General features: G+C 72.7%; 20 protein-coding genes. 9 read left to right on the plus strand and 11 right to left on the minus strand.

The features are described from left to right. Positions 1–17: 17 nt before the first annotated feature. Positions 18–2210 carry a HelD family protein gene (locus tag BLT76_RS03915; protein ID WP_090851017.1) on the minus strand — a complete coding sequence of 731 codons (2193 nt, stop codon included), beginning with the start codon at positions 2208–2210 and terminating at the stop codon, positions 18–20. Positions 2211–2345: 135 nt separating this feature from the next. After that, on the minus strand, positions 2346–3107 hold the full coding sequence (locus BLT76_RS03920) for an enoyl-CoA hydratase-related protein (RefSeq protein ID WP_090851020.1): 762 nt from the start codon (positions 3105–3107) through the stop codon (positions 2346–2348). A 56-nt stretch (positions 3108–3163) separates the two neighbouring features. Between BLT76_RS03920 and BLT76_RS03925 the strand changes: the two genes are divergently transcribed. From BLT76_RS03925 to BLT76_RS03960, 8 genes are all read left to right on the plus strand, one after another. Then, positions 3164–4756, plus strand: a complete 1593-nt coding sequence (locus BLT76_RS03925; RefSeq protein ID WP_090851023.1) for a molybdopterin-dependent oxidoreductase — start codon at positions 3164–3166, stop codon at positions 4754–4756. Positions 4757–4838: 82 nt separating this feature from the next. Further along, a complete protein-coding gene (locus BLT76_RS03930) occupies positions 4839–5507 on the plus strand; it encodes a fasciclin domain-containing protein (RefSeq protein ID WP_090851027.1) in 669 nt (222 codons plus the stop codon). Positions 5508–5607: 100 nt separating this feature from the next. Then, positions 5608–6159 (plus strand): ECF RNA polymerase sigma factor SigK, encoded by a 552-nt coding sequence (gene sigK / locus BLT76_RS03935; protein WP_244509244.1) that lies wholly within the window; start codon positions 5608–5610, stop codon positions 6157–6159. After that, positions 6156–6893 carry an anti-sigma factor gene (locus BLT76_RS03940; RefSeq protein WP_090851033.1) on the plus strand — a complete coding sequence of 246 codons (738 nt, stop codon included), beginning with the start codon at positions 6156–6158 and terminating at the stop codon, positions 6891–6893. Before sigK ends, BLT76_RS03940 begins: the two co-directional genes overlap by 4 nt. Then, positions 6890–8992: an FAD-dependent oxidoreductase gene (locus BLT76_RS03945; protein WP_090851036.1), complete on the plus strand. Its 2103-nt coding sequence runs from the start codon at positions 6890–6892 to the stop codon at positions 8990–8992. The genes BLT76_RS03940 and BLT76_RS03945 overlap by 4 nt, the downstream gene beginning before the upstream one ends. Next, complete coding sequence (locus BLT76_RS03950; protein ID WP_090851041.1) at positions 8989–10251, plus strand: SAM-dependent methyltransferase; 1263 nt, start codon at positions 8989–8991, stop codon at positions 10249–10251. Before BLT76_RS03945 ends, BLT76_RS03950 begins: the two co-directional genes overlap by 4 nt. Next, the gene (locus tag BLT76_RS03955) at positions 10248–11498 is read left to right on the plus strand and encodes an SAM-dependent methyltransferase (protein ID WP_090851044.1); all 1251 of its coding nucleotides are present in this window, start codon (positions 10248–10250) and stop codon (positions 11496–11498) included. The genes BLT76_RS03950 and BLT76_RS03955 overlap by 4 nt, the downstream gene beginning before the upstream one ends. Next, on the plus strand, positions 11495–12307 hold the full coding sequence (locus tag BLT76_RS03960) for a DUF1295 domain-containing protein (protein WP_244509245.1): 813 nt from the start codon (positions 11495–11497) through the stop codon (positions 12305–12307). The genes BLT76_RS03955 and BLT76_RS03960 overlap by 4 nt, the downstream gene beginning before the upstream one ends. 57 nt (positions 12308–12364) lie before the next feature. On the opposite strand, the gene BLT76_RS03965 is transcribed toward BLT76_RS03960, so the two are convergent. Beyond that, the gene (locus tag BLT76_RS03965; RefSeq protein WP_090851047.1) at positions 12365–12751 is read right to left on the minus strand and encodes a PLD nuclease N-terminal domain-containing protein; all 387 of its coding nucleotides are present in this window, start codon (positions 12749–12751) and stop codon (positions 12365–12367) included. Positions 12752–12835: 84 nt separating this feature from the next. On the opposite strand from BLT76_RS03965, the gene BLT76_RS03970 reads away from it, so the two are divergent. Continuing rightward, the gene (locus BLT76_RS03970; RefSeq protein ID WP_090851050.1) at positions 12836–13606 is read left to right on the plus strand and encodes a tyrosine-protein phosphatase; all 771 of its coding nucleotides are present in this window, start codon (positions 12836–12838) and stop codon (positions 13604–13606) included. On the opposite strand, the gene BLT76_RS03975 is transcribed toward BLT76_RS03970, so the two are convergent. The 8 genes from BLT76_RS03975 to BLT76_RS04010 form a co-directional block, all read right to left on the minus strand. After that, positions 13603–14736 carry a YihY/virulence factor BrkB family protein gene (locus BLT76_RS03975; RefSeq protein WP_090851053.1) on the minus strand — a complete coding sequence of 378 codons (1134 nt, stop codon included), beginning with the start codon at positions 14734–14736 and terminating at the stop codon, positions 13603–13605. The genes BLT76_RS03970 and BLT76_RS03975 overlap by 4 nt on opposite strands. A 9-nt stretch (positions 14737–14745) precedes the next feature. Further along, the gene (locus BLT76_RS03980; RefSeq protein ID WP_090851056.1) at positions 14746–15351 is read right to left on the minus strand and encodes a hypothetical protein; all 606 of its coding nucleotides are present in this window, start codon (positions 15349–15351) and stop codon (positions 14746–14748) included. Between the two features lie 13 nt (positions 15352–15364). Next, the gene (locus BLT76_RS03985) at positions 15365–16285 is read right to left on the minus strand and encodes an AEC family transporter (protein ID WP_090851059.1); all 921 of its coding nucleotides are present in this window, start codon (positions 16283–16285) and stop codon (positions 15365–15367) included. Between the two features lie 153 nt (positions 16286–16438). After that, positions 16439–17200: a carboxymuconolactone decarboxylase family protein gene (locus BLT76_RS03990; protein WP_090851062.1), complete on the minus strand. Its 762-nt coding sequence runs from the start codon at positions 17198–17200 to the stop codon at positions 16439–16441. 25 nt (positions 17201–17225) lie between these two features. Next, the gene (locus BLT76_RS03995) at positions 17226–18380 is read right to left on the minus strand and encodes an acyl-CoA dehydrogenase family protein (RefSeq protein WP_090851065.1); all 1155 of its coding nucleotides are present in this window, start codon (positions 18378–18380) and stop codon (positions 17226–17228) included. Positions 18381–18382: 2 nt separating this feature from the next. Further along, positions 18383–20275: an acetyl/propionyl/methylcrotonyl-CoA carboxylase subunit alpha gene (locus BLT76_RS04000; protein WP_090851068.1), complete on the minus strand. Its 1893-nt coding sequence runs from the start codon at positions 20273–20275 to the stop codon at positions 18383–18385. Next, positions 20272–21870: an acyl-CoA carboxylase subunit beta gene (locus BLT76_RS04005; RefSeq protein ID WP_090851070.1), complete on the minus strand. Its 1599-nt coding sequence runs from the start codon at positions 21868–21870 to the stop codon at positions 20272–20274. The genes BLT76_RS04000 and BLT76_RS04005 overlap by 4 nt, the downstream gene beginning before the upstream one ends. 211 nt (positions 21871–22081) lie before the next feature. Beyond that, a complete protein-coding gene (locus tag BLT76_RS04010; protein WP_090852118.1) occupies positions 22082–23185 on the minus strand; it encodes an acyl-CoA dehydrogenase family protein in 1104 nt (367 codons plus the stop codon).

Consider the following 23185-nt stretch of genomic DNA (forward strand, 5'->3'; position numbering starts at 1 on the left):
GCGGCCGGAAACCGCGATCAGGAGATCGTGGTCAGCAGCTGGGTCGCGCGGGTGAGGACGACGTACAGCGTCGCCCGGCCGGTGGCCGACTCGTCCTCGATCTCCTGCGGGCGGACGACGACGATGCCGTCGAACTCCAGGCCCTTGGTGTCGAGACCCGTCAGGACGACGACCCGGTCCTCGCCCGACGGGGTCACCGAGGAGTCGATGGCCGCGCGGGCGCCGGGGGCGGCGTCGGCGAGCTCGGGCCAGGAGGCCAGCCAGGCGTTGACCTCCGAGCGGCGAGCGACAGGGACCACGATGCCGACCGTGCCGGAGACCCGGCCGGCGATCTCGACCACGGCGGACCGGGTCGCCGCCTCCACGTCGACCACGCCCTCGACGACCGTCGGGTGCTCGCCGGTGGAGCGGACGGCGGTGGGCAGGTCGGCGTCGAGCCCGACCCGCGAGGCGTACGCCGCCGCGTGCTCGTAGATCTCGGACGAGTTGCGGTAGTTGGTCGAGAGGTGGAAGTCGTGCTGGACCTTGCGCTCCAGCGCCTCGGCGCGGGCGGCGGCGGCCTCGGCCGGCACCGGCCAGGAGGACTGCGCGGGGTCGCCGACGATGGTCCAGGAGGCGGTCCGTCCGCGGCGCCCGACCATCCGCCACTGCATCGGCGTGAGGTCCTGCGCCTCGTCGATGAGGACGTGGGCGTAGCCGTCGTCCTCGATGCTGTGCGTCGGCGGCGCCCAGGCACGCCCGGTCGGGGCGTACTCCCGGTCGGAGGCGGTGAAGAGCTCCTGCAGGTCGATCGCGCCCTGGATGGCGGTCAGCGGGTTGTCGCGCTCGTCCTCGGTCTTGGCCGGGACGTCGCCGAGTGCGTAGCGCAGCTCGTCGATCAGCGGCACGTCCTCGACCGAGGGCGGGCCGCCGGCGGTCCACGACTTCAGCAGCAGCCGCTGCTCCTCGGCGGAGACCACGCCCTCCCCGACCCGGGCGAGGAGCTCGGGCTCGCGCAGCCAGGCGAGCACCGAGGGGGCGTCGAGCGGCGGCCACCAGGCGGCCGCGAAGTCGAGGAAGGCGTCGTTGCCGAGCATCTCCTCGTCGAACGACTCCCGGCCCCGCTCCCGGCCGCGCTCGCCGCGGACCTGGCGCCACATCTGGTCGAGCAGCATCTGGGTCACCCGGGGCAGCTGGCGGTTGCGCCGGCCCTGCGACATCAGGTTGCGGCGCACCCGCCCGAGCACCCCGCGGTCGAGCACGACCGTGTCGTCGCGGTAGAAGACGCGGAACTCGGTGGGGCTGCCCGGCGCCTGCTGCCGCGCCGTACGACGGATCAGCTCGGCCATCCGCGCCGAGCCCTTCACGTCGGCCACCGCCGGCTCGTCGTGCCGGCTGGCCTTGAGGCCGTCGACGACCTCGCCGAGCGAGCGCAGCGCGACGGCGGTCTCGCCGAGGCTCGGCAGCACCCGCTCGATGTAGCGCATGAAGACGCCGCTGGGGCCGACGACGAGCACGCCGCCGGTCTCGTAGCGGCGCCGGTCGTTGTAGAGGAGGTACGCCGCGCGGTGCAGCGCGACCACGGTCTTGCCCGTGCCGGGTCCGCCGGAGATCGACACGACGCCCTTGCCGGGCGCCCGGATCGCCTTGTCCTGCTCGGCCTGGATGGTGGCGACGATGGAGTGCATGGACCGGTCGCGGGCCCGCGAGAGCTGTGCCATCAGCGCGCCCTCGCCGACGATCGGCAGGTCGACGCCGTCCTCCTCGAGCGCGGCGGCGTCGAGCAGCTCGTCCTCGACGCCGGCGACCTTGCGGCCGTCGGAGCGCAGCACCCGGCGGCGGATGACGTGCTGGGGCTCGGCGGCGGTGGCCTGGTAGAACACCGCGGCCGCGGGCGCGCGCCAGTCGATGAGGAGCGAGTCGCGGTCGGCGTCACGCAGGCCGATGCGGCCGACGTACCGCGGCTCGGGGTCGAGACCCGGCCGCAGGTCCAGCCGGCCGAAGACCAGGCCCTCGTGGGCGGCGTCGAGCTGGGCGATCCGCTTCGCGGCCTGGAAGACCATCGCGTCCCGCTCGACCAGCCCGCCCTCGTGGCCCAGCCGGCCCCGCTCGTGCCCCTCGCGCGCCAGCTCCTGCGCCGCCTTCGCCGAGTCCTCCAGCTGGAGGTACACCCGGTCGACGAACGCCTGCTCCTGCGCGATCTCCCGGGACTCCGTTGCCTCGTCCGTCAACGCTGCGTTCCCCTCCGCACCCACGTGCCCTGCCCTCTTCTCGCCGGTCCCGGACGGGACGCGGCAAGAGAGCAACTCTATCCGGCGCCGGGGCATGCCCGACGCCAGTTTCCCAGACCGTTACACGGGTGGTCGTCAGCTCTTCTTGCGGCTCAGGAACGCCGTCATCGCCGTCTTCGCCTCCTCGGAGCCGAAGAGCCGGGCACTGAGCGCGGCCACCTCGGGGCCCCGGGCGTCGAGGTGGGCCACCAGGTCGCGGTTGAGCAGCGCCTTGGTCTCGCGCAACCCCTGGGGCGCCCCCGTGACCAGGGACGCGACGACCCGGTCCACGACCGCGTCCAGCGCGTCGGCGGGGACCGCCTCCGTCACCAGCCCGTACGACGCCGCCTGCGCTCCCGTGAACACCTCGCCGCCCAGGGCGGTGAGCGCGGCGGCCCGCGAGGTCAGCCGGGGCAGCACGGTCAGTGAGATCGCGGCCGGGGCCAGGCCGAGCTTCACCTCGGTCAGCGCGAAGGTGGCGTCCTCGGCGGCGACCACGACGTCGGCCGCGGCGACGATCCCGATACCGCCGGCCCGGACCGCCCCGTGCAGCCGGACCACGACCGGCTTGGCCAGGGTGAGCAGCTGTCGCTGCAGCCGGACGATGGTCAGCGCGCCCTCCTCCATGCTGCCGCCCGCGGCCTCCGCCAGGTCGGCGCCGGAGCAGAAGACCTTCCCGGCCGCGCGCAGGACGACCACCGTGGCCGCCGGGTCGCCGTCGGCCCGCTCGAGACCGGCGAGCAGCTCGGAGACCAGCTGCCGGGAGAGGGCGTTGCGGTTGTGCGGGGAGTCGAGGGTGAGGGTCGCGACGCCGTCCTCGACGGCGTAGTGGACCAGCTCGGCAGTGACGTCGCTCATGCCGCGCATCCTGCCCCACGCCAATCCGTCCGGGCCGTCCGCGACGAACACCCCCCATGAGGACACGTCTCGCGTACGCAGGCTTCGGGGTGCTGGCCACCCTGGTGGCGGTCGCACTCGCCCATCTGGTGGCCGGTCTGACCGACCCTGCCGCCTCCCCCGTCCTGGCGGTGGGCTCGCAGGTCATCGACCTGACGCCCACCTCGCTGAAGGAGTGGGCCATCCAGAACTTCGGCACCAAGGACAAGCCGATCCTGATCGGCTCGGTCTTCGCCGGCGTGCTGGTCCTGGCCGCGATCGCCGGCGTGCTCGCCCGGCGCCGGCTCGCACTCGGCGCCGGCCTGCTGGTCGTGCTGGTCGTCGTGGCCGGCGCGGCGACGGCCAACCGGCCCCAGTTCGAGACCCTCGACCTGCTCCCCAGCCTGGTCGCCGCGATCGTCGCCGTGGCCGCGCTGTGGTTCCTCGACCGCACCTTCCGGCGCGGGTCCGCCGTGGCCGCCCCGCACGACGCGATGGCCGGGGCCACCGGGTCGGCCGGCGACCCCGACGTGGTCGACTCCGCCGAGCGGCCCGCGCCCGCCCGCGGCGCCAGCCGGCGCGGCGTCCTGGTCGCGACCGCGGTCCTGGCCGCGGCGGCCGCCGTCGTCGGCGGTGCCGGCGAGTGGATCGCGCGCGTTCGCACCCGGATCTCGAACGTCGACCTCCCCGCGGCCGCCGACCCCGCCCCGCCCCTCCCGCAGGGCATCGAGGGCAAGATCGAGGGCATCACGCCGTTCCAAACCCCGAACGGCGACTTCTACCGCGTCGACACCCGCCTGACCCTGCCCGTCATCGACCTCGACGACTGGACGCTGACCATCGACGGCGACGTCGACCAGAAGGTCAGCTTCACCTTCGACGAGATCCTCGAGATGCCGATGGTCGAGCGCGACATCACCATGACCTGCGTCTCCAACGACGTCGGCGGCAAGTACGTCGGCGCCGCGCGCTGGCTCGGCGTACCCCTGAAGGACCTGCTCGACCGGGCCGGCATCGACTCGACCAAGGCCGACCAGATCTTCAGCGAGGACGTCGAGGGGATGACGATCAGCACCCCGCTCGACCTGGCCATCGACGGCCGCGACGCGCTGCTCGCGGTCGGCATGAACGGCGAGCCGCTGCCGCTCGAGCACGGCTTCCCGGCCCGGATGGTCATCCCCGGCCTCTACGGCTTCATCAGCGCGACCAAGTGGATCACCCGGATGACGCTGACGACGTACGCCGAGCAGGACGCGTACTGGACCAAGAAGAAGTGGGCCACCGACGCCCCCATCAAGATCTCCAGCCGCATCGACACGCCCAAGTCCCTGTCGACCATCGACCCCGGCGAGACGTTCATCGGCGGTGTCGCGTGGGCGCAGCAGCGCGGCGGCGTGGCCAAGGTGCAGGTGCGCATCGACGGCGGGTCCTGGCAGGACGCCACCCTCGGCCCGGACGCCGGCAACGACTACTGGCGCCAGTGGTACCTGCCCTGGAACGCCGACTCCGGCCAGCACGCCCTCGCGGTCCGCGCCATCAGCGGCGACGGCGAGACCCAGACCCCTGTGCGCGCGAAGCCCTTCCCTGAGGGCTCCAGCGGCGTGCAGGAGACCCGCGTCACGGTCTCGTGACCAACTTTTTCCGATCCGGACCAATCCGGTCCGGGCCTCACCCCGAATCACTCACGTAATCCCACCGACGGAAGGCATCACCATGAAGCTCCAGACCCTGCGCCGCACCGGCGCCCTCGCGACCGCCGCGATCACGCTCTCCGTGGGTCTCGCCGCCTGTGGCAGCGACGACAGCAGCAGCACCGCGAGCGACGACACCAGCTCCTCCAGCTCCAGCGCCCCGTCCGAGGAGACCTCGCCGTCCGAGGACGCCGGGATGACCGACGCGGCCGCCGACACCTACGGCCCGGCCTGTGGCGACATCCCCACCGACGACAGCGCCGCCTCGTTCAGCGGCATGGCCGCCGAGCCGGTCGCCACTGCGGCGAGCGCCAACCCGCTGCTCAGCACCCTCGTCGAGGCGGTCGGCGTGGCCGGCCTGGGCGACGCGCTGAACTCGGCCGAGGCCCTGACCGTCTTCGCGCCGGCCAACCCGGCCTTCGAGGCGATGGACCAGGCGACCCTCGAGGCCGCCATGAAGGACCCGAAGCTGCTCGGGACCGTCCTCAGCCACCACGTGGTGCCGGAGCGCATCAGCCCCGACCAGCTGTCGGGCGAGTTCGAGACGCTGGCCGGCGACAAGCTGACCATCGAGGGTGAGGGCGAGGAGGCGACCATCGGCACCGAGGGAGCCACCGTCCTGTGCGGCAACGTGCAGACCGCCAACGCCACCGTCTACATCATCGACACCGTCCTGATGCCGGCGATGTGACGATCCCCGTCACCAAGGTCTTGACCTGAGACGCAAGGATCATCACGTGGACCCCTTACGGCCCGTCTCCGACGCCCCCTCCCCTGCGGAGGGGGCGTCGGTGGCCCCCGACCTCGCAGAGCTGCTGAAGCTCTCCGGGCGTGGGGACCAGGGCGCCTTCAGCCAGCTGTACGACGCCGTCTCGCCGCGCGTCTTCGGACTCGCCGTCCGGGTCGTCCGCGACCGGGCGCAGGCCGAGGAGGTGACGCAGGAGGCACTGTTGGAGATCTGGCGCACGGCCAGCCGGTTCGACCCCGATCGCGGCAGCCCGCTCGCCTGGATGCTGACGATCGTGCACCGCAAATCGGTCGACCGGGTCCGGTCCGCAGAGGCGTCCACGCGTCGCGACACGTCGTACCACCAGCAGAACCAGCCGGTCGACCACGACGCGACCGCCGAGGCGGCCCACGCCTCGCTCGAGGCCCGCCGGGTGCGCACTGCACTCGGTAGCCTCACCCCGGTCCAGCGCGAAGCACTGGAGCTCGCGTACTTCGGGGGCTACACGCACACAGAAGTGGCAGGCTTGCTCGACCTCCCGGTCGGCACCGCCAAGACCCGCATCCGAGACGGCCTGATCCGGTTGCGCGACACGATGGGAGTTGGGGGCGCATGAGCATCGACATCCACGCCCTCTCCGGGGCGTACGCCGTCGACGCGCTCGATGACATCGAGCGGGCCCAGTTCGAGCGGCACCTCGCCGACTGCCCGGCCTGCCGGGCCGAGGTGGCGAGTCTCCAGGAAGCCAGCGCGCTGATGGCTGAGACCGTCCTGGAGGCGCCGCCCGCCGGGCTGCGCGACCGGGTGCTCGCCGACATCGCCACCGTGCGGCCGCTGCCGCCCCTCGTGACGGGTTTGGTCTCCGGAGAGGCGGTGGCGCGTCGGCCCGCGCGCCGTTGGTTTCCCGGACTGGTCGCTGCCGCTGCGGTGGTGACGGCCATCGGCGTCGGCGTCGGCGTCACCCAGCCCTGGCAGGACGAGAGCTCGCAGGTCCAGCCCTCGGCCGTGGACCGGATCAAGGCCGCCGACGACGTGCAGTCCTTCAGCAAGGACTTCCCCGACGGATCTTCGGCGACGCTCTACCGCTCGACCTCAATGAACAAGGCGGCCATCGTCACGAAGAACATGGCCGACGCTCCCTCCGGCAAGGTCTACGAGCTCTGGCTCCAGCACGACGACAGGATGGTCGCCGCCGGGCTGATGCCCGACGGTCCCGACAACGTGGTCGAGCTGTCCGGGGACCCTGCGACCGCCGATGGCTTCGGCATCACCGTCGAGACCGACGGCGGCTCCACCAGCGGTGAGCCCGAGGGCGAGGTCGTCGCGGTCGTCGGGTTCGATCAGGCATGACCGGTCAGCCCCACCGCCGCGTGGCGGTCGTCGGCTCCGGCGTGGCCGGCCTGGTGGCCGCCTACGTCGCCTCGCGCAGCGCGCACGTCACGCTGTTCGAGGCCGACGACCGTCTGGGCGGGCACGCGGACACCCACCTGGTCCAGGACGGCGACGACCGGCTGGCCATCGACACCGGATTCATCGTCCACAACGAGCTGACCTACCCCGTCCTCCTGCGCCTGTTCTCCGAGCTCGGCGTCGAGACCCAGGAGTCGGAGATGTCGATGTCGATCAGCGACGCCGGCACCGGCCTGGAGTGGGCCGGCGCGCTCGGCCGTCAGGGGGTGCTGCCGACTCGCGGGCACCTCGCGAACCCCCGCTACCTGCGGATGCTCACCGAGATCCCGCGCTTCCACCGTCGCGCGAAGGCGCTGCTGGCCCGGCCCGGGGACGACCTGACGCTGCGGGCGTTCCTGGAGGTGGGCGGCTTCACGCCGTACTTCGCGCGACACTTCATGGAGCCGCTCGTCGCCGCTGTCTGGTCCTGCGACCCGGCGGTGTCCCTCGACTACCCGGCCCGCTACCTGTTCTCGTTCCTCCAGCACCACGGGATGCTGAGCATCTTCGGCTCGCCGACGTGGCGCACGGTCACCGGCGGCTCCCACGAGTACGTCGACCGCGTGGCCGCCGCGCTCGCCGCCGCCGGCGCGGAGGTCCGCACCGGCACCAAGGTCACCTCGCTGCTGGAGACCCCGACCGGCGTCGAGCTCACCGACGGCAACGGCGTCGTCACGTCGTACGACGCGGTCGTGGTCGCGACCCACCCCGCGCAGGCCCTGGCCCTGCTCGCCGAGCCGACCCCGCGGCACACCGAGGTGCTCGGCGCGATGCCGTACTCGCCGAACACCGCGCTGCTGCACACCGACACCTCGCTGCTGCCGCGCCTGGAGCAGACCTGGGCCTCGTGGAACTTCCACCGGCCGGCCGAGGAGCGCGACGGCGTGGTCGTCACCTACGACCTGACCCGGCTGCAGCGCCTCGACACCGACACCCACTACCTGGTCACCCTCGGCGGCGAGCACCTCGTCGACCCGGCCCTGGTCATCGACCGGATGGAGTACGAGCACCCGCTCTACAACCCCGCCTCGGTCGCCGCCCAGGCCCGGCTGCCCGAGCTCGACACCGACCGGATCGCCTTCGCCGGCGCCTACCACGGCTGGGGCTTCCACGAGGACGGCGCACGCTCCGGGCTGGCCGCCGCGGAGCGGCTCGGACTGTCCTGGCCGGCCGCTGCTCCGGTGGTTGAGGAGGTTGCGCAGCAACCGTCTCGAAACCCAGTAGGTCGACGGACGGGCCCGACCACCGCTGCTTCCCGGCTCACCGGGTTTCGAGACGGTCGCAGAGCGACCTCCTCAACCACCGGGGCCGTCCTCTATGACACGACGATCCGGCACACGCGGCGCACGCCGTTCCAGCGGTCGTTCACGCACCGCTCGCACACCTGGCTGGTCGACCTCGACGACCTGCCCGACCACGGTGCCCGGTCCTGGCTGCTCGGCAGCTTCGAGGCCCGCGACCACCTCGGCTCGCCCGACCGCTCGATCCGGGAGAACGTCGACGCGTTCCTCGCCGACGCCGGCCTCGAGCGACCGGCCCGGGTGCTGATGGCGGCCCACCCACGGACCCTCGGCCACACGTTCAACCCGATCTCGGTCTTCTGGTGCCTCGACGCTCGGGGCGGCCAGGTCGCCACCGTCGTCGAGGTCCACAACACCTACGGCGACCGCCACGCCTACCTCGTGCACCCCGACGAGCAGGGCCGCGCGAGCACCGACAAGGCGATGTACGTCTCGCCGTTCCACGGCACGGACGGCCGCTACGAGCTCGCCGTACCGCTGCCGGGCGACCAGCTCCGGGTCGCCGTCACCCTGCACACCGACGACGGAGCCGCGTTCAGCGCCTCGCTGGACGGCCGGCGGTCCTTTGACAGCCCACGGCGAGCGGCGGGCGCGGCGCTGAGGGGCGCCGTGCTGATCCGGGTACACGGCGTCTGGCTCTGGCTGCGCCGCCTGCCCGTGCACCGCCGACCCGCCCACCACCAGGAAGGAGTGTCATGACGCTCGCCCCCGCCCGCACCGCCACCACGGACCCGTGGCCCGGTCTCCACGACGTCCCGGTCGGCCCCCGCGCTGCCGTGGCCGCCCGGATCGCGCGACGGCTGTTCAGCGCCGCCGTCAACCGGCTCGACGTGACGGTCCACCTCGGCTCCGGCGTCGACGCGCAGCAGCTCGGCCGCGGCGGCCCGGTGGCCGTCGTGCACCGGCCCGACGAGTTCTTCGCCCGGCTGGGCCGCGACCAGCTGATCGGCTTCGGCGAGGCCTACCTCACCGGCGCCTGGGACGCGGAGGACCTCGGCGGCTTCCTCACCGTGCTGGCCGCGGAGATCACCGACCTGGTGCCGAAGCGGCTGCAGAAGCTGCGCTCGTTCATCGTCGCGCGCCCGCCGCGCAAGGAGCTGAGCAGCAAGCAGAACTCCCAGCGCAACATCGCGCACCACTACGACCTCTCGAACGACCTGTTCGAGCAGTTCCTGGACCCGACGCTGAGCTACTCCTCCGCGCTCTTCGAGGGCGACCCGGCCACCGCCGTACGCGCCGATCTCGAGACGGCCCAGGGCCGCAAGATCGAGCGGCTCCTCGACCTGGCCCACGTCGGCGAGGGCACCCGGGTGCTGGAGATCGGCTCCGGCTGGGGCGAGCTGGCCATCCGGGCCGCCCGCCGCGGCGCCCGGGTCCGCACCATCACCCTGTCGGTCGAGCAGCAGACGCTGGCCCGCGAGCGGATCGCCACCGCCGGGTTCACCGACCTGGTCGACGTCGACCTGTGCGACTACCGCGAGGTCACCGGCCAGTACGACGCCGTGCTGTCGATCGAGATGATCGAGGCGGTCGGCTGGCAGTTCTGGCAGACCTACTTCGAGACCATCGACGCGGTCCTCGCGCCCGGCGGCCGCGCCGGCATCCAGGCGATCACCATGCCGCACGACCGGATGCTGGCCACCCGCAACACCTGGACCTGGATCAACAAGTACATCTTCCCGGGCGGCTTCCTGCCCTCGGTCCACGTCATCGACCAGGTGACGCGCAAGCACACGTCGCTGCGCCTCGAGCAGCAGCTGTCGATGGGCCAGCACTACGCGGCCACGCTGCGGATGTGGGACGAGACCTTCCTGGCCGGCTCCCAGGACGTGCTCGACCTCGGCTTCGACCCGATGTTCCTGCGGATGTGGCACTTCTACCTGGAGTACTCGCGCGCCGGCTTCGCCTCCGGCTACATCGACGTCAACCAGATCGTCCTCACCAAGGCGGCCTCGTGAACGTCGCGAGCACCCTGGCCGAGGCCGCGCGCCCGTTCGTCGGCGGCGACCTGCCCGTGCGGCTGCGCGCGTGGGACGGCTCCGAGGCCGGCCCGGTCGACGCCCCGCTGGTCGAGCTGCGCTCGCCGGACGCCGTACGACGGCTGCTGCGGCACCCCGGCGAGCTCGGCGCGGCGCAGGCCTACGTCACCGGCGAGCTCGAGGTGCACCACGACCTCGACGACGCGCTGACCCACGCCTTCGCGGTCGCCCGCGAACGCGGCCTGCCGAAGCGGCCGTCGCCGGCCGACCTCGCGCGGGCCGTGCGCGCGGTGGCCGGGCTGGGCCTGCTCAGGCTCCCGCCCGCCGCCCCCGCGTCGCAGGCCCGGATCCGCGGGCGGCTGCACAGCCCGCTGCGCGACCGGCGCTCGATCAGCCACCACTACGACCTCTCCAACGAGTTCTACTCGCTCATCCTCGAGGAGTCGATGGCCTACTCGTCGGGCTACCACGCCTCGCCGTCGGTGTCCCTGGAGGAGGCCCAGCGGGCCAAGCTCGACCTGGTCTGCCGCAAGCTCGGGCTCTCGTCCGGCTCGACGATGCTCGACGTCGGCTGCGGCTGGGGCTCGCTGTCGCTGCACGCGGCCGAGCACTTCGGCGCGCAGGTCGTCGGCGTGACCATCGCGGCCGAGCAGAAGAAGTTCATCGACGCCCGGATCGCCGAGCGGGGTCTGCAGGATCGGGTGCAGATCCGGCTGCAGGACTACCGCGAGGTCCCCGAGCGCGACCACTTCGACGCGGTCGGCTCGATCGAGATGGGCGAGCACGTCGGCGAGGGCAACTACCCGACGTACGCCTCGGTGCTCGCGCGCTCGGTGAAGCCGGGCGGGCGGGTGCTGGTCCAGCAGATGTCGCGCACCGGCAAGTGGCCGGGCGGAGGGCCGTTCATCGAGTCCTTCATCGCCCCGGACATGTACATGCGCCCGGTGGGCGAGACCGTCGCGTACCTCGAGCGCGGGGGGCTCGAGGTCCGGGACGTGCACGCGCTGCGGGAGCACTACGTGCTCACCGTGGCCGGCTGGCTGGAGAGGTTCGAGAAGAACCTCCCCCGCCTCGTCGAGCTCGTCGGCGAGGAGGTCGTCCGCGTGTGGCGGCTCTACCTCGTCGGCGGCTCGATGGCCTTCCGCGACGGCCGAATGGGCGTCGACCAGATCCTGATGGTCCGCCCCGGGGGCCCGCACTCGCTGCCGCCGGTGCGTGACTGGTGAGCGTCCTCGTCGTCCTGGTCGCCGGCCTGGTGGCCGTGGTGATCGGGATGGGCGCGGCCGCCGTCCGCGCGCAGCAGCTCAACAAGGTCGCCGTCGTCGACATCGCCTGGGGCGCGGGCTTCGTGCTCGTCGCCCTGACGTCGGCCGTCGTCGGGACCGTCCTGGACGACGGATCGGCGTGGAAGCGCTGGCTCGTCACCGGCCTGGTCGCGGTCTGGGGGCTCCGGCTCGCCTGGCACGTGCGCGGCCGCGCCATCGGCGAGCACCAGGGCAAGGAGGACCCGCGCTACGCCGAGATGCTCGGGGGCTCGCTCGCCGAGGTCGGCATGGCGACCGCGCTGCGGCGGGTGTTCCTGGTGCAGGGGCTGGCCCAGTGGCTGGTCGCCGTACCGGTCATGGTCGGGGCGGTCCTCGGCGCCGACTGGTGGCCTGCTGTGGTCGCCGGCGTGGTCGTCTGGGGCGTCGGGCTGTTCTTCGAGGCGGTCGGCGACCGGCAGCTCGCGGCCTACAAGGCGATCCCGAAGGAGTCGCGCCCCCAGGTCATGGACTCCGGGCTCTGGGGCTGGACCCGGCACCCCAACTACTTCGGCGACGCGACGGTCTGGTGGGGCATCTGGCTCGCCGCCGGCCTCGGCTCCGGCTGGGTCGCCGGCCTGGCCACCGTCGTCTGCCCCGCGATCATGACGTTCTTCCTGGTGCAGGTCACCGGCGTGCGGCTGCTCGAGAAGACGATGATGCAGCGGCCCGGCTACCCCGAGTACGCCGAGCGGACCTCGGCGTTCGTGCCGCTGCCGCCGAAGCGCGGCTGAGCGAGGCGGTGTCCTACTTACCCTGATAACCGGGTAAGTAGGACGTTCCGCGGCTGATCAGGCCTCCGGCTCGCGCGGCTGCTCCTGCGCCTCGCGCTCGAGGCGCTTCTTCTCGTCGTACGCCCGGCGCTGCTGCTCGGCCCGCTCGCGGACCTGCCGCAGGAACTCCGCGTCCTTCTCCGGGTCGGCGGCGGCGAACCGGCCGCGGCGCTCGTACTCGGAGAAGCCCGGGGCGGCGCCCTGCTCGCGGGTGAGCGGCGCCTCCTTCGCGGGGCGGCCGGCGAGCAGCCAGGCCAGCGACCCGACGAACGGGAAGAGCAGGACGATGATGATCCAGGCGACCTTGGGCAGGTTGCGCACCCGGTCGTCGCGGGTGCCGATGCAGTCGACGAGGCAGTAGAGCCACAGCACGAAGCCGAGGACGAGCGGCAGGAACCGGATCATGGCCGGAAGTGTGGCGCATCCCGGTAGTCCCGGTCAGGCGAATCCGTTCACTCTCCCGTTGAAGAGGCCGCCTAACCTGGCGCGGTGACCACCGAGGAGCTGCCCGAGGAGCTGGTCCGGCTCGCGTCGGCCGACAACTTCCGCGACGTCGCCGGCCCGGGTGCCGGCTACCCCACCGCCGACGGCTCGACCGTGCGGCGCGGCGTCTTCTTCCGGGCCAACGAGCTGCGGCTGACCCACGAGGACGCCGCCTCGATCGCGGCCCTCGGCGTGACCGGCGTGCTCGACCTGCGCAGCCAGCACGAGATCGACGTGCACCCCGACATCGAGATCCCGGGCGCCACCTGGTCGCACGTCGACGTGCTCGGCATCCCCATGGACGAGATCTCGAACCTGCCCGACCGCGCGGCCGCCGTCGCGATGATGGAGCGGGTCTACCGCGGCTTCGTCGAGGACGACGCCACCCGCGCCGCCCTCGGCCGGGTGCTCACCACCCTCGCCGGCGACGGCGTCCACCTCTTCCACTGCAGCGCCGGCAAGGACCGGACCGGCTGGACCGCGGCCCTGCTGCTGCACCTGGCCGGCGTCGCCGACGACGTGATCGAGGCCGACTACCTGCTCACCAATACCTACGCCGAGTCCAGCCGCGCGGCCGTCCTGGCGCAGATCGTCGAGCACCTCGGCCCGGACAAGGCCGAGGTCTACCAGCCGGTGCTGGTCGCCGACGCCGACTACCTGCGGACGTCGTACGCCTCGGTCGAGCGGGGGTACGGCGACCGCGACACCTATCTGCGCACGGGGCTCGGGCTCGGGGACGACGTGCTCGACGCGTTGCGGGCCAAGCTGCGGGGCTAGTCCCCCGGCCGGCTGATCGGCCGGGTCGGCTCCGGCTCGGACGACGGCTCGGACGACGGCTCGGACGACGGCTCGGACGAGGGCTCCGGCTCGTCCTCGGCCATCACCGGCTCGACGGCGTCGTACTCCTCCGGCGGGTCGGGGCGCCGGCGCGGCTTGGGCTGCCGCTCCTGCCAGACGACCGAGATGTCCTCGTAGGCCTTGTGCCGCTGCATCCGCGCGTACGACGCGTAGGCGCGGCGGTCGGCGTCGGTGAGGTCGACGTGGTCGGTGACGATCGTGAGCAGGGCGCGCGGCCAGAGCCGGCGGGCCAGGACGACGTTGACCTCCATGCCGAGCACGCCCATCACGGCGGCGACCCAGAGGAGGCCGATCAGGCCCAGGACGACCGCGAAGGTCTCGTCCATGCCCTCGGCCTCGGCGATGACGCCGGTGACGTACGCCGTGCCGATGCTCTGCAGGCTCTGCCACATCAGCGCCACGACGAACGCGCCGGGCAGCACGCTGCGCAGCTGATGGGTGCGGGCGGCTCCGAGGCGCAGCAGCAGCGCGAGCACCAGGGTGACCAGGAGGACGGTGACCACGACGATCGGCCAGCGGTACGACGCGAACTCGCCGAACACCTCGGTCTGGCTGAGCAGGGCCGAGACGATCGAGAGGCCGAGCAGCGCGACGCCGGCGGTGACGAGCAGGAGCAGGCTGCGCAGCCGGAGCAGGACCGGGTTGGGCCGGCTGTTGCGCGGGATGGCCCAGGCCTGGTTGAGCGCGTTCTGGATGGCCTGGCCGAGCCCGAGCGCGCCGTACAGGGCGACCAGGCCACCGACGACGGCGCCGGTGGTCGAGCCCTCGAGGCCGTTCGGGCGGCCGAGCTCGTCGCCGATGATCGGGAACTGCGCGAGCGCCGAGTCGAGGATCCGGTCCTGCAGACCCGCGTTGCCCTGGAGGATGAAGCCGAGGATCGAGGTGCCGAGAAGCAGCAGCGGGAAGATCGCGATGAACGCGTAGTAGGCGATGATCGCGGCCAGGTAGTTGCCCTGGTCGTCGAGGTACTTGTAGAAGACCGCGAGCGGGAAGCCGACGACCGGCACCTTCTGCTGACCGCGGTCGACAGCGTCGATGACCCGGCCCACAGGCACAACCTACTGGCTCAGCCGCCCGATCAGCTCACCCGCGAGCAGCACGGCACCCGGCAGGAAGCCCACGAGCAGCACCACGCCGAGCTCGGCGCGCCGCTGCCAGCCCCACGCCGAGGCGGCCAGCGCCAGCACCAGCGCGGGTACGACGGTGCCGCCGCCGACCGCGTTGGTGGCCCAGGTCAGCCCGACGCCGAGCGCCAGGGGGTAGCCGATCCAGGGCGGTCGCGGCCGCCCGCGCATGGTCGTCGCGAGCGCGGCCACGACCAGCGCGACGCCGGCGTACCAGATCGCGTGACCGACCACCTCGTCCCACAGGTGGGCGGTCGGGCCGGGCTCGGTGTTGGCCAGCGAGTTGCCCGCGAGGTGGATGCCGTGGCCGTTCGCGTAGGCCAGCGCGCCCATCCCGAAGAGCAGCCAGGTCCGGCGGTCGGCCTCCGCCGCGACCATCGTCCAGGCCGCCGGCGCGAGCACCAGCCAGGGCACGAGCAGGTCCAGCCAGTCCGCCCAGCGGGTGCCGTCGGGCCCGGTGCCGAGACCGTCGGGGAGCAGGCCGAGGTGGTGCAGGACGCCGTACGAGAGCGCGGTGGTGGCCAGCGCGCGTGCGTACATGGCGATAAGCCTGTCAGGCCACCAGCGCGGTGATCAGCAGGATGACGGGAACCGACGCGAGAGTGCTCACGAAGACGGCGTCGCGGGCCAGCAGGGTGGCCCGGTCGTAGCGGGCCGAGATGACGTAGACGTTCTGGGCGGCCGGCAGCGCGGACAGCACGGTCACGGCGAGCAGGGCGGGGGTGTCGAGGTCGAGCAGGAACCGGCCGACGACGTACGCCGCCGTCGGCTGGACGACCATCTTCAGCGCGGTGACCGCGGCCAGCACCCGGGGCGGGACGCCGCGGCCGGGGAGCGGACCGAGCCGCAGCGCGACGCCGTACGCGATGAGCATGGAGGGGACGGCCATCCCGCCGACCAGCTCCAGCGGGTCGTGGATGACCCCGGGCAGCCGGATGCCGGTGATCGTCAGGCCCAGGCCGATCAGGGTGGCGATGGTGATCGGGTTGGTGAACGGCCGCTTCAGCACCTTGCCGACCGAGATCCGCTCGCCCGCGCGGTCGGCGTCGAGCAGCGTCAGCGCGAGCGGCTGGAGCAGCAGCATCTGCAGGAGCAGCACGGGGGCGACCAGGCTGGCGTCGCCGAGGACGTAGGCCGCGATCGGGAGGCCGAGGTTGCCCGCGTTCTGGTACGACGCCGCCATCGCCGTGATGACCGTGTCGCCCAGCCCGCGGCGCCGCCACCGGGCGACCAGGACGACGGGCAGCGCGCTCGCGAGCACGCCCGCACTCATCGCGACCAGGTTGCCGGAGAAGACCCCGCCGAGGTCGGTGTCCTCGAGCACCGTGATCAGCAGGGCCGGGCTGGCGACGAAGAGCGCCAGCGTGGCCAGCGTGCGACGCCCCGCGTCGTCGATGACCTTCAGATGGGCCAGCAGGATGCCGAGGCCGATGAGGATCGCGATCGTCGCGAACCCCTCGAAGACCCCTGTCACCCTCCCGACCCTACGGAGCGACCCGGGTCACACCGTCGGCGGCCGTGCGACGACCCGCGCGGCCCGGCCCGCGACCGGCGCAATTGCGCCGGTTGCGGGAGATGAGAGGACTCGTGGTCCCCCCGACAGCGCACTTGCGCCGTTGGGGGGCGGTCACACCGTCGTCAGGTTGCCCTCGGCGTCGGTCGTGAAGAGCTGGACGCCGTCGGTGACCTCGGCGGCGTCGGCGCGCAGCGCGACGGCGATCTTGTTCGCGGCGTTGCGGGCAACGTCCAGGACCACCTCGACGACCTGGGCGTCGGAGAGGTGCGCGCGGGCGGCGGCCACGACGTCGGCCGGGACGGCGTACGGCGTCCAGATCGTCGCGTCGGTCAGCGCGAGGGCGGCCTTCGCGTCCGCCGGGAGGTCGCTGTCGGGCCACCGGTCGACCGCGTCGAAGGTCGCCTCGGAGGCGCCCGCGTCGAGCGCGGCGACGCTGCGCCGCGAACGGCAGACCCGGCAGTCGTGCTGCCGGGCACCGCGCAGCCGGACCAGCTCGGTCGTGACCGGGTCGAGCGCGTCGAGCCGAGCGACCTCGCGCATGAACGCGTCGAGCAGCGGCCACAGGTCGGCCACCTCGACGGCCGGCGGCTCCGGCCAGCCGGCCGGGCCCAGCACCGCGTCGACCACGGCACGCACCCGCGGCCAGACGTCGCCGACGTAGACCCGCTGGACCGCCGCAAACGCCGACGCCCCCGTCGCGGCCAGGAACGCCGCCCGCTGCGCGTCGTCGATCACCGACACGTCCACCGCGAACTGCTCGGCGAACGCGACCACGGCCGGGGCGGCCACGTCGTACGACGGCGCCACCCGGGCGCCCGCGACCGCGACGTAGGCCGCCGCGGCCCCGGGCGCGTGCCGGTCGAGGTGCTCCATCCCGGCGACGCTAGAGCAGATCGGGCTAGTAGGACTTGGGCAGTCCCAGCGAGTGCATCGCCACGAAGTTGAGGATCATCTCGCGGCTCACCGGGGCGATTCGGCCGGCCCGGGTCGCGACCAGCAGGCCGGCCATGCCGTACTCCTGGGTGATCCCGTTGCCGCCGTGGGTCTGCACGGCCGCGTCGGCGGCGTGGCAGGCGGCCTCGGCGGCGGCGTACTTGGCCATGTTGGCCGCCTCGCCGGCCCCGATGTCGTCGCCGGCGTCGTAGAGCGCGGCCGCCTTCTGGGTCATCAGCCGGGCCAGCTCGTTCTCGATGTGGGCCTGGGCGAGCGGGTGCGCGACGGCCTGGTGGGAGCCGATGGGCGCCTTGAACACCGTCCGCTCCTTCGCGTACGACGCCGCCTTGTCCAGCGCGAAGCGGGCCAGGCCGGTCGAGAACGACGCCGCCATGATCCGCTCCGGGTTGAGCCCGGCGAACAGCTGCACGAGCCCGCCGTCCTCGTCGCCCACCAGCGCGTCGGCCGGCAGCCGGACGTCGTCGATGAAGACCTGGAACTGCAGCTCGGGGCTGACGATCTCCATCGGGATCGGCTTCGCCTCGAAGCCGGCCGCGTCGGTCGGGACGACGAACAGGCAGGGCTTCAGCTTGCCCGTCCGGGCGTCCTCGGTGCGCGCGACGACGAGGACGTTCTCGGCCTCGTCGACGCCGGAGATGTAGATCTTGCGCCCGTTGAGCACCCAGCCGTCACCGTCCTTGCGGGCGGTGGTGGTGATGTTGTGGGAGTTGGTGCCGGCGTCCGGCTCGGTGATCGCGAAGGCCATCGTCCCGGTGCCGTCGCAGATGCCGGGCAGCCAGCGCTGCTTCTGCTCCGGCGTGCCGTAGCGGCTGATGATCGTGCCGCAGATCGCCGGGCTGACGACCATCAGCAGCAGCGGGCAGCCCTGCGCCGAGAGCTCCTCGCAGACCGCGGCGATGTCGCCGATCCCGCCGCCGCCCCCGCCGTACTCCTCGGGGATGTTGATGCCGAGGTAGCCGTTCTTGCCGATCTCGAGCCACAGCTCGGTGGTCTTCTCGCCGGCTCGCGCCTTCTCGGTGAACCAGTCGCGGCCGTACTTGCCGGCCAGCCGCGCCACCTGCTTGCGCAGCTCCTGGCGCTCCTCGGACTCGTTGAACATGCTCACGCTGTCTCCTCCACCACGGCCAGAACCTCCCCGGCCGCGACCTGCGACCCGGCTTCCACGCTGATCTCCGCGACCGTGCCGGCGTGCGGCGCGCTCACGGTGTGCTGCATCTTCATGGCCTCCAGGACCAGGACCGGCTGGCCGGCCTCCACCTGCTGGCCCGCCTCCACCGCGACCTGCACGACCGTGCCGGGCATCGGCGCGAGCAGGCTCCCGCTGGCCACGGCGTCGGCCGGGTCGGTGAACCGCGGCACCCGGCGCAGGGCCAGGTGGCCGCCGGGCCAGTCGACGTCGACCCGGTCACCCGCCACCGTCACGTCGTACGACGTCCGCAGGCCGTCGTGTCCGAGGGTCACCCGGTCGGCCGCGACCGCGACGACCTCGACCCCGTCGACCCGGTAGCCGGAGCGTCCGCCCCACCACTCGACCGTCCCGCTCTCGAACTCGGTGCGCTGCGGCTGCGACGGCACGTTCCGCCAGGCGACGGGGAGGCCGCGCTGGACCGTGCGTGCCGCGCCGGCCCGCGCCGCGAGGGCGAGCGCCGCCGCGGTGGTCGGTCCGGTGCTGTCCTCCGGCTCGTCGGCGACCGGCGCGGGCAGCTCGTCGAGGAAGGCGGTGCTGACCTCGCCGGCCAGGAAGCCCGGGTCGGCGAGCGCGGCCAGCAGCTGGTCGCGGTTGGTCGTCAGGCCGTGGATGCGCGCCCGGCGCAGCGCACCGGCCAGCTTCCGCGCGGCCTGCTCGCGGGTCGGCGCGTGTGCGACGACCTTGGCCAGCATCGCGTCGTAGTGGGTGCTCACGGTCGAGCCCGACTCGAAGCCGGCGTCCACGCGCAGGCCGTCACCCGTCGGGAGCTCGAAGACGGTGAGCAGGCCACTCTGCGGCTGGTAGTCCGCCGCCGGGTCCTCGGCGTAGAGCCGCACCTCGATCGCGTGCCCGGTCGGCCCGGTCGACGGGTCGGTCACGACCCCGCCCTCGGCCACCGCGAGCTGCAGCTCCACCAGGTCGACGCCGTGCACCAGCTCGGTGACCGGGTGCTCGACCTGGAGCCGGGTGTTCATCTCCAGGAAGAAGAACGTGTCGCGCGCGGCGTCGTACAGGAACTCGACGGTGCCGGCGCCCAGGTAGTCGATCGCCGCCGCCGCGGCCCGGCCGGCGTCGTGGAGCGCCTCGCGGGTCGGGTCGGAGAGGCCGGGGGCCGGCGACTCCTCCACGACCTTCTGGTGCCGGCGCTGCAGCGAGCAGTCGCGCTCGCCGAGCACGATGACGCCGTCGGGCGTGCCGAGCACCTGGACCTCGACGTGCCGCCCGCGCTCGACGTACGGCTCGACGAACACGGTGTCGTCGCCGAACGCCGACGCCGCCTCGGCCCGCGCCCGCTCCAGCTCACCCGGCAGCTCGGCCAGCGTGCGGACGATGCGCATCCCGCGGCCGCCACCACCGGCGGACGCCTTCACGATCAGCGGGAGGTCGGCCTCGGTCGGCTCGTCGGGCGCCTCGAGCACGGGTACGCTGGCCGTCGCCATGATCCGCTTGGCGGCGATCTTGGAGCCCATCGCGTCGATCGCGTCCGGGTGCGGGCCGACCCAGGTCAGCCCGACCGCCTGCACCGCCCGCGCGAAGTCGGCGTTCTCCGACAGGAAGCCGTAGCCGGGGTGGATCGCGTCCGCGCCCGCCCGCTTGGCCGCCTCGACGACCAGGTCGGTGCGCAGGTAGGTCTCCGCGGGCGTGCTGCCCGGCAGGCGTACGGCGTGGTCGGCCTCCCGCACGTAGGGCAGGTCGGCGTCGGCGTCGCTGTGGATCGCCACGGTCTCGATCCCGAGCCGCCGGCAGGTGCGGAACACCCGGCTGGCGATCTCGGCCCGGTTGGCGACGAGCAGTCTCTGGATCATGGCCTGAAGACTCCGAATCGGTCGGTGCCGACGATCGCCTTGTTCTCGATGACGGACAGGCAGAGGCCGAGGACGGTCCGGGTGTCGCGCGGGTCGATGACGCCGTCGTCGTAGAGCATCCCGGACAGGAAGTGCGGCAGCGACTGCTCCTCGACCGACTGCTCGATGAAGGCGCGCATGCCGGCGTCGCCCTCCTCGTCGTACTCCTTGCCGCGCGACTCGGCCGCCGCGCGGGCGACGATCGAGAGGACGCCGGCGAGCTGGGCCGGGCCCATCACCGCCGACTTGGCCGAGGGCCAGGTGAAGAGGAAGCGGGGGTCGAAGGCCCGGCCGTTCATGCCGTAGTTGCCGGCGCCGTACGACGCTCCCATGACCACGGTCAGGTGCGGCACGGTGGAGTTGCTGATCGCGTTGATCATCATCGCGCCGTGCTTGATGATCCCGCCCTGCTCGTACTCCCGGCCGACCATGTAGCCGGTGGTGTTGTGCAGGAACAGCAGCGGGGTGTCGGTCTGGTTGGCCAACTGCACGAACTGGGTGGCCTTCTGCGCCTCCTGGCTGAACAGCACCCCCTGCGCGTTGGCCAGGATCCCGACCGGCCGGCCGTGGATCCGCGCCCAGCCGGTGACCAGCGAGGTGCCGTAGAGCGGCTTGAACTCGTCGAACGCGACGCCGTTCGTCGCGCTCACCCCGTCGGCGATCCGGGCGATCACCTCGCGGGGGTCGAACGGCTCCTTCAGGTCGGCCGGCACCAGGTCGAGCAGCTCCTCGGGGTCGGCGTCCGGCTCGGCGTACTCCCTCTCGGTGGTCGAGCAGCGAGCGCCAGCGAGCGTATCGAGACCCTTGCGCCAGTTCAGCCGGGCGATGATCCGCCGTCCGATCCGGATCGCGTCGCGCTCGTCCTCGGCCAGGTAGTCGGCCAGCCCCGAGGTGCGCGCGTGCATCTCCGCACCGCCCAGCGACTCGTCGTCGGACTCCTCGCCGGTCGCCATCTTCACCAGCGGCGGGCCGCCCAGGAACACCTTGGCCTGGTCGCGGACCAGCACCGTGTAGTCGGACATGCCGGGCACGTAGGCGCCGCCGGCGGTGGAGTTGCCGAAGACCAGCGCGACGGTCGGCTCCTTGCGCGCGCTGGCCCGGGTCAGGTCGCGGAAGAGCTTCCCGCCCGGGATGAAGATCTCCTTCTGGGTCGGCAGGTCGGCGCCGCCGGACTCGACCAGCGAGATCGTCGGCAGCCCGTTCTCCTCGGCGATCTGGGCGGCCCGGAAGATCTTCTTGACCGTCCAGGGGTTGCTCGCCCCGCCCTTCACGGTCGGGTCGTTGGCGGTGATCAGGCACTCCACGCCCTCGACCACGCCGATGCCCGTGACCACGCTCGCCCCGACCGTGAAGTCGGAGCCCCACCCGGCCAGCGGGCTCAGCTCCAGGAACGCCGACCCCTCGTCGACCAGCAGCTCGATCCGCTCGCGCGGCAGCAGCTTCCCGCGCGCGCGATGGCGCTCGGCGTACCGCTCGCCCCCGCCCGCCACCGCCTTCGCGTGCTCGGCGTCCAGGTCGGCCAGCTTCTCCAGCATGGCCTCACGATTGGCGGTCATCGCGCACCTCCCCGACCGGTGGTTGAGGAGGGACGAAGTCCCGTCTCGAAACCCGGTGAGCCGGGGGACGGCTGATCGGTGGTTGAGGAGGGACGAAGTCCCGTCTCGAAACCCGGTGAGCCGGGGGACGACGTCGATCCAGGTCGACTGTCAGGTGCCGGGGTTTCGAGACGGTCGCTGCGCGACCTCCTCAACCACCGGGGGTCGGTCCTCATGACGCGTAGCCCAACAGCTTGGCGGCGAGATCGGTCAGCACCTCGGTCGCTCCCCCTCCGATCGGCAGGATCCGGGCGTCGCGGTAGTGCCGCTCCACCTCGGTCCCGTGCAGGTAGCCGGTCCCGCCGTGCAGCTGGACGGCCTGGTCGCAGACGTACGTCGCGGTGTCGCAGGCGGTCTGCTTGGCGAGGCAGACCTCGGCGATCACGTTCTCCCCGGCCACATGGCGCCGGGCCACCTCGCGGGTGTAGGTGCGGGCCACCTCGACCTGGCGGCGCATCTCGACGAGCTTGTGGCGCACCACCTGGTTGGCGATCAGCGGCTTCCCGAAGGTCTCCCGCTCGCGGCAGTACGACGCCGTCAGCTCCAGCGACCGGGCCGCGATGCCGTAGGCGTGCACCGCGAGGGCCAGCCGCTCGACGACGAACTGCTCGGCGATCAGGTAGAAGCCGCTGTTCTCGGGGCCGACCAGGTTCGCGGCCGGGACCCGGACGTCGGCGAAGCCGAGCTCGGCGGTGTCGGAGCAGTGCCAGCCCATCTTGGTCAGTGCACGGTCGACGGTGAAGCCGGGCGTGCCCTTCTCGATCACGAGCAACGAGATGCCCGCGTGACCCGGCCCACCGGTGCGGACGGCCGTGGTCACGAAGTCGGCGCGCACGCCGCTGGTGATGAAGGTCTTGGTGCCGTTGACGACGTACTCGTCGCCCTCCCGGCGCGCGGTGGTGCGGAGGTTGGCGACGTCGGAGCCGCCGCCCGGCTCGGTGATCGCGAGCGAGCCGATCGTCTCCCCGGCCAGCGTCGGGCGGACGAACCGGTCGACCAGCTCGGGCGACCCGTGGGCCGCGATGTGCGGCAGCGCGATGCCGCCGGTGAACAGCGCGGACATCAGCCCGCTCGACGCGCCCGCCTCGAACATCCCCTCCTGCAGGTCGACGGTGTCGAGGACGTCGCCGCCCTCGCCACCGACCGACTCGGGGAAGGAGACGCCGAGCAGCCCCTGCTTGGCCGCCGCCAGGTGCAGCGACCGGGGGATCTCGCCGGCGCTCTCCCAGTCGTCGAGGTACGGCGCCACCTCGCGCCGCACGAACTCGGCGCCCAT

The organism is Nocardioides lianchengensis, assembly GCF_900101465.1.
Classification (GTDB): Bacteria; Actinomycetota; Actinomycetes; order Propionibacteriales; family Nocardioidaceae; genus Nocardioides; species Nocardioides lianchengensis.

Coding starts and splice junctions, on each gene's coding strand:
- BLT76_RS03925 (WP_090851023.1), top strand. CDS start 3,164: ATGAGGACACGTCTCGCGTACGCAGGCTTCGGGGTGCTGGCCACCCTG.
- BLT76_RS03990 (WP_090851062.1), bottom strand. CDS start 17,200: ATGGAGCACCTCGACCGGCACGCGCCCGGGGCCGCGGCGGCCTACGTC.
- BLT76_RS03945 (WP_090851036.1), top strand. CDS start 6,890: ATGACCGGTCAGCCCCACCGCCGCGTGGCGGTCGTCGGCTCCGGCGTG.
- BLT76_RS03965 (WP_090851047.1), bottom strand. CDS start 12,751: ATGATCCGGTTCCTGCCGCTCGTCCTCGGCTTCGTGCTGTGGCTCTAC.
- BLT76_RS04000 (WP_090851068.1), bottom strand. CDS start 20,275: ATGATCCAGAGACTGCTCGTCGCCAACCGGGCCGAGATCGCCAGCCGG.
- BLT76_RS04010 (WP_090852118.1), bottom strand. CDS start 23,185: ATGGGCGCCGAGTTCGTGCGGCGCGAGGTGGCGCCGTACCTCGACGAC.
- BLT76_RS03995 (WP_090851065.1), bottom strand. CDS start 18,380: ATGTTCAACGAGTCCGAGGAGCGCCAGGAGCTGCGCAAGCAGGTGGCG.
- BLT76_RS04005 (WP_090851070.1), bottom strand. CDS start 21,870: ATGACCGCCAATCGTGAGGCCATGCTGGAGAAGCTGGCCGACCTGGAC.
- BLT76_RS03920 (WP_090851020.1), bottom strand. CDS start 3,107: ATGAGCGACGTCACTGCCGAGCTGGTCCACTACGCCGTCGAGGACGGC.
- BLT76_RS03980 (WP_090851056.1), bottom strand. CDS start 15,351: ATGTACGCACGCGCGCTGGCCACCACCGCGCTCTCGTACGGCGTCCTG.
- BLT76_RS03930 (WP_090851027.1), top strand. CDS start 4,839: ATGAAGCTCCAGACCCTGCGCCGCACCGGCGCCCTCGCGACCGCCGCG.
- BLT76_RS03940 (WP_090851033.1), top strand. CDS start 6,156: ATGAGCATCGACATCCACGCCCTCTCCGGGGCGTACGCCGTCGACGCG.
- BLT76_RS03950 (WP_090851041.1), top strand. CDS start 8,989: ATGACGCTCGCCCCCGCCCGCACCGCCACCACGGACCCGTGGCCCGGT.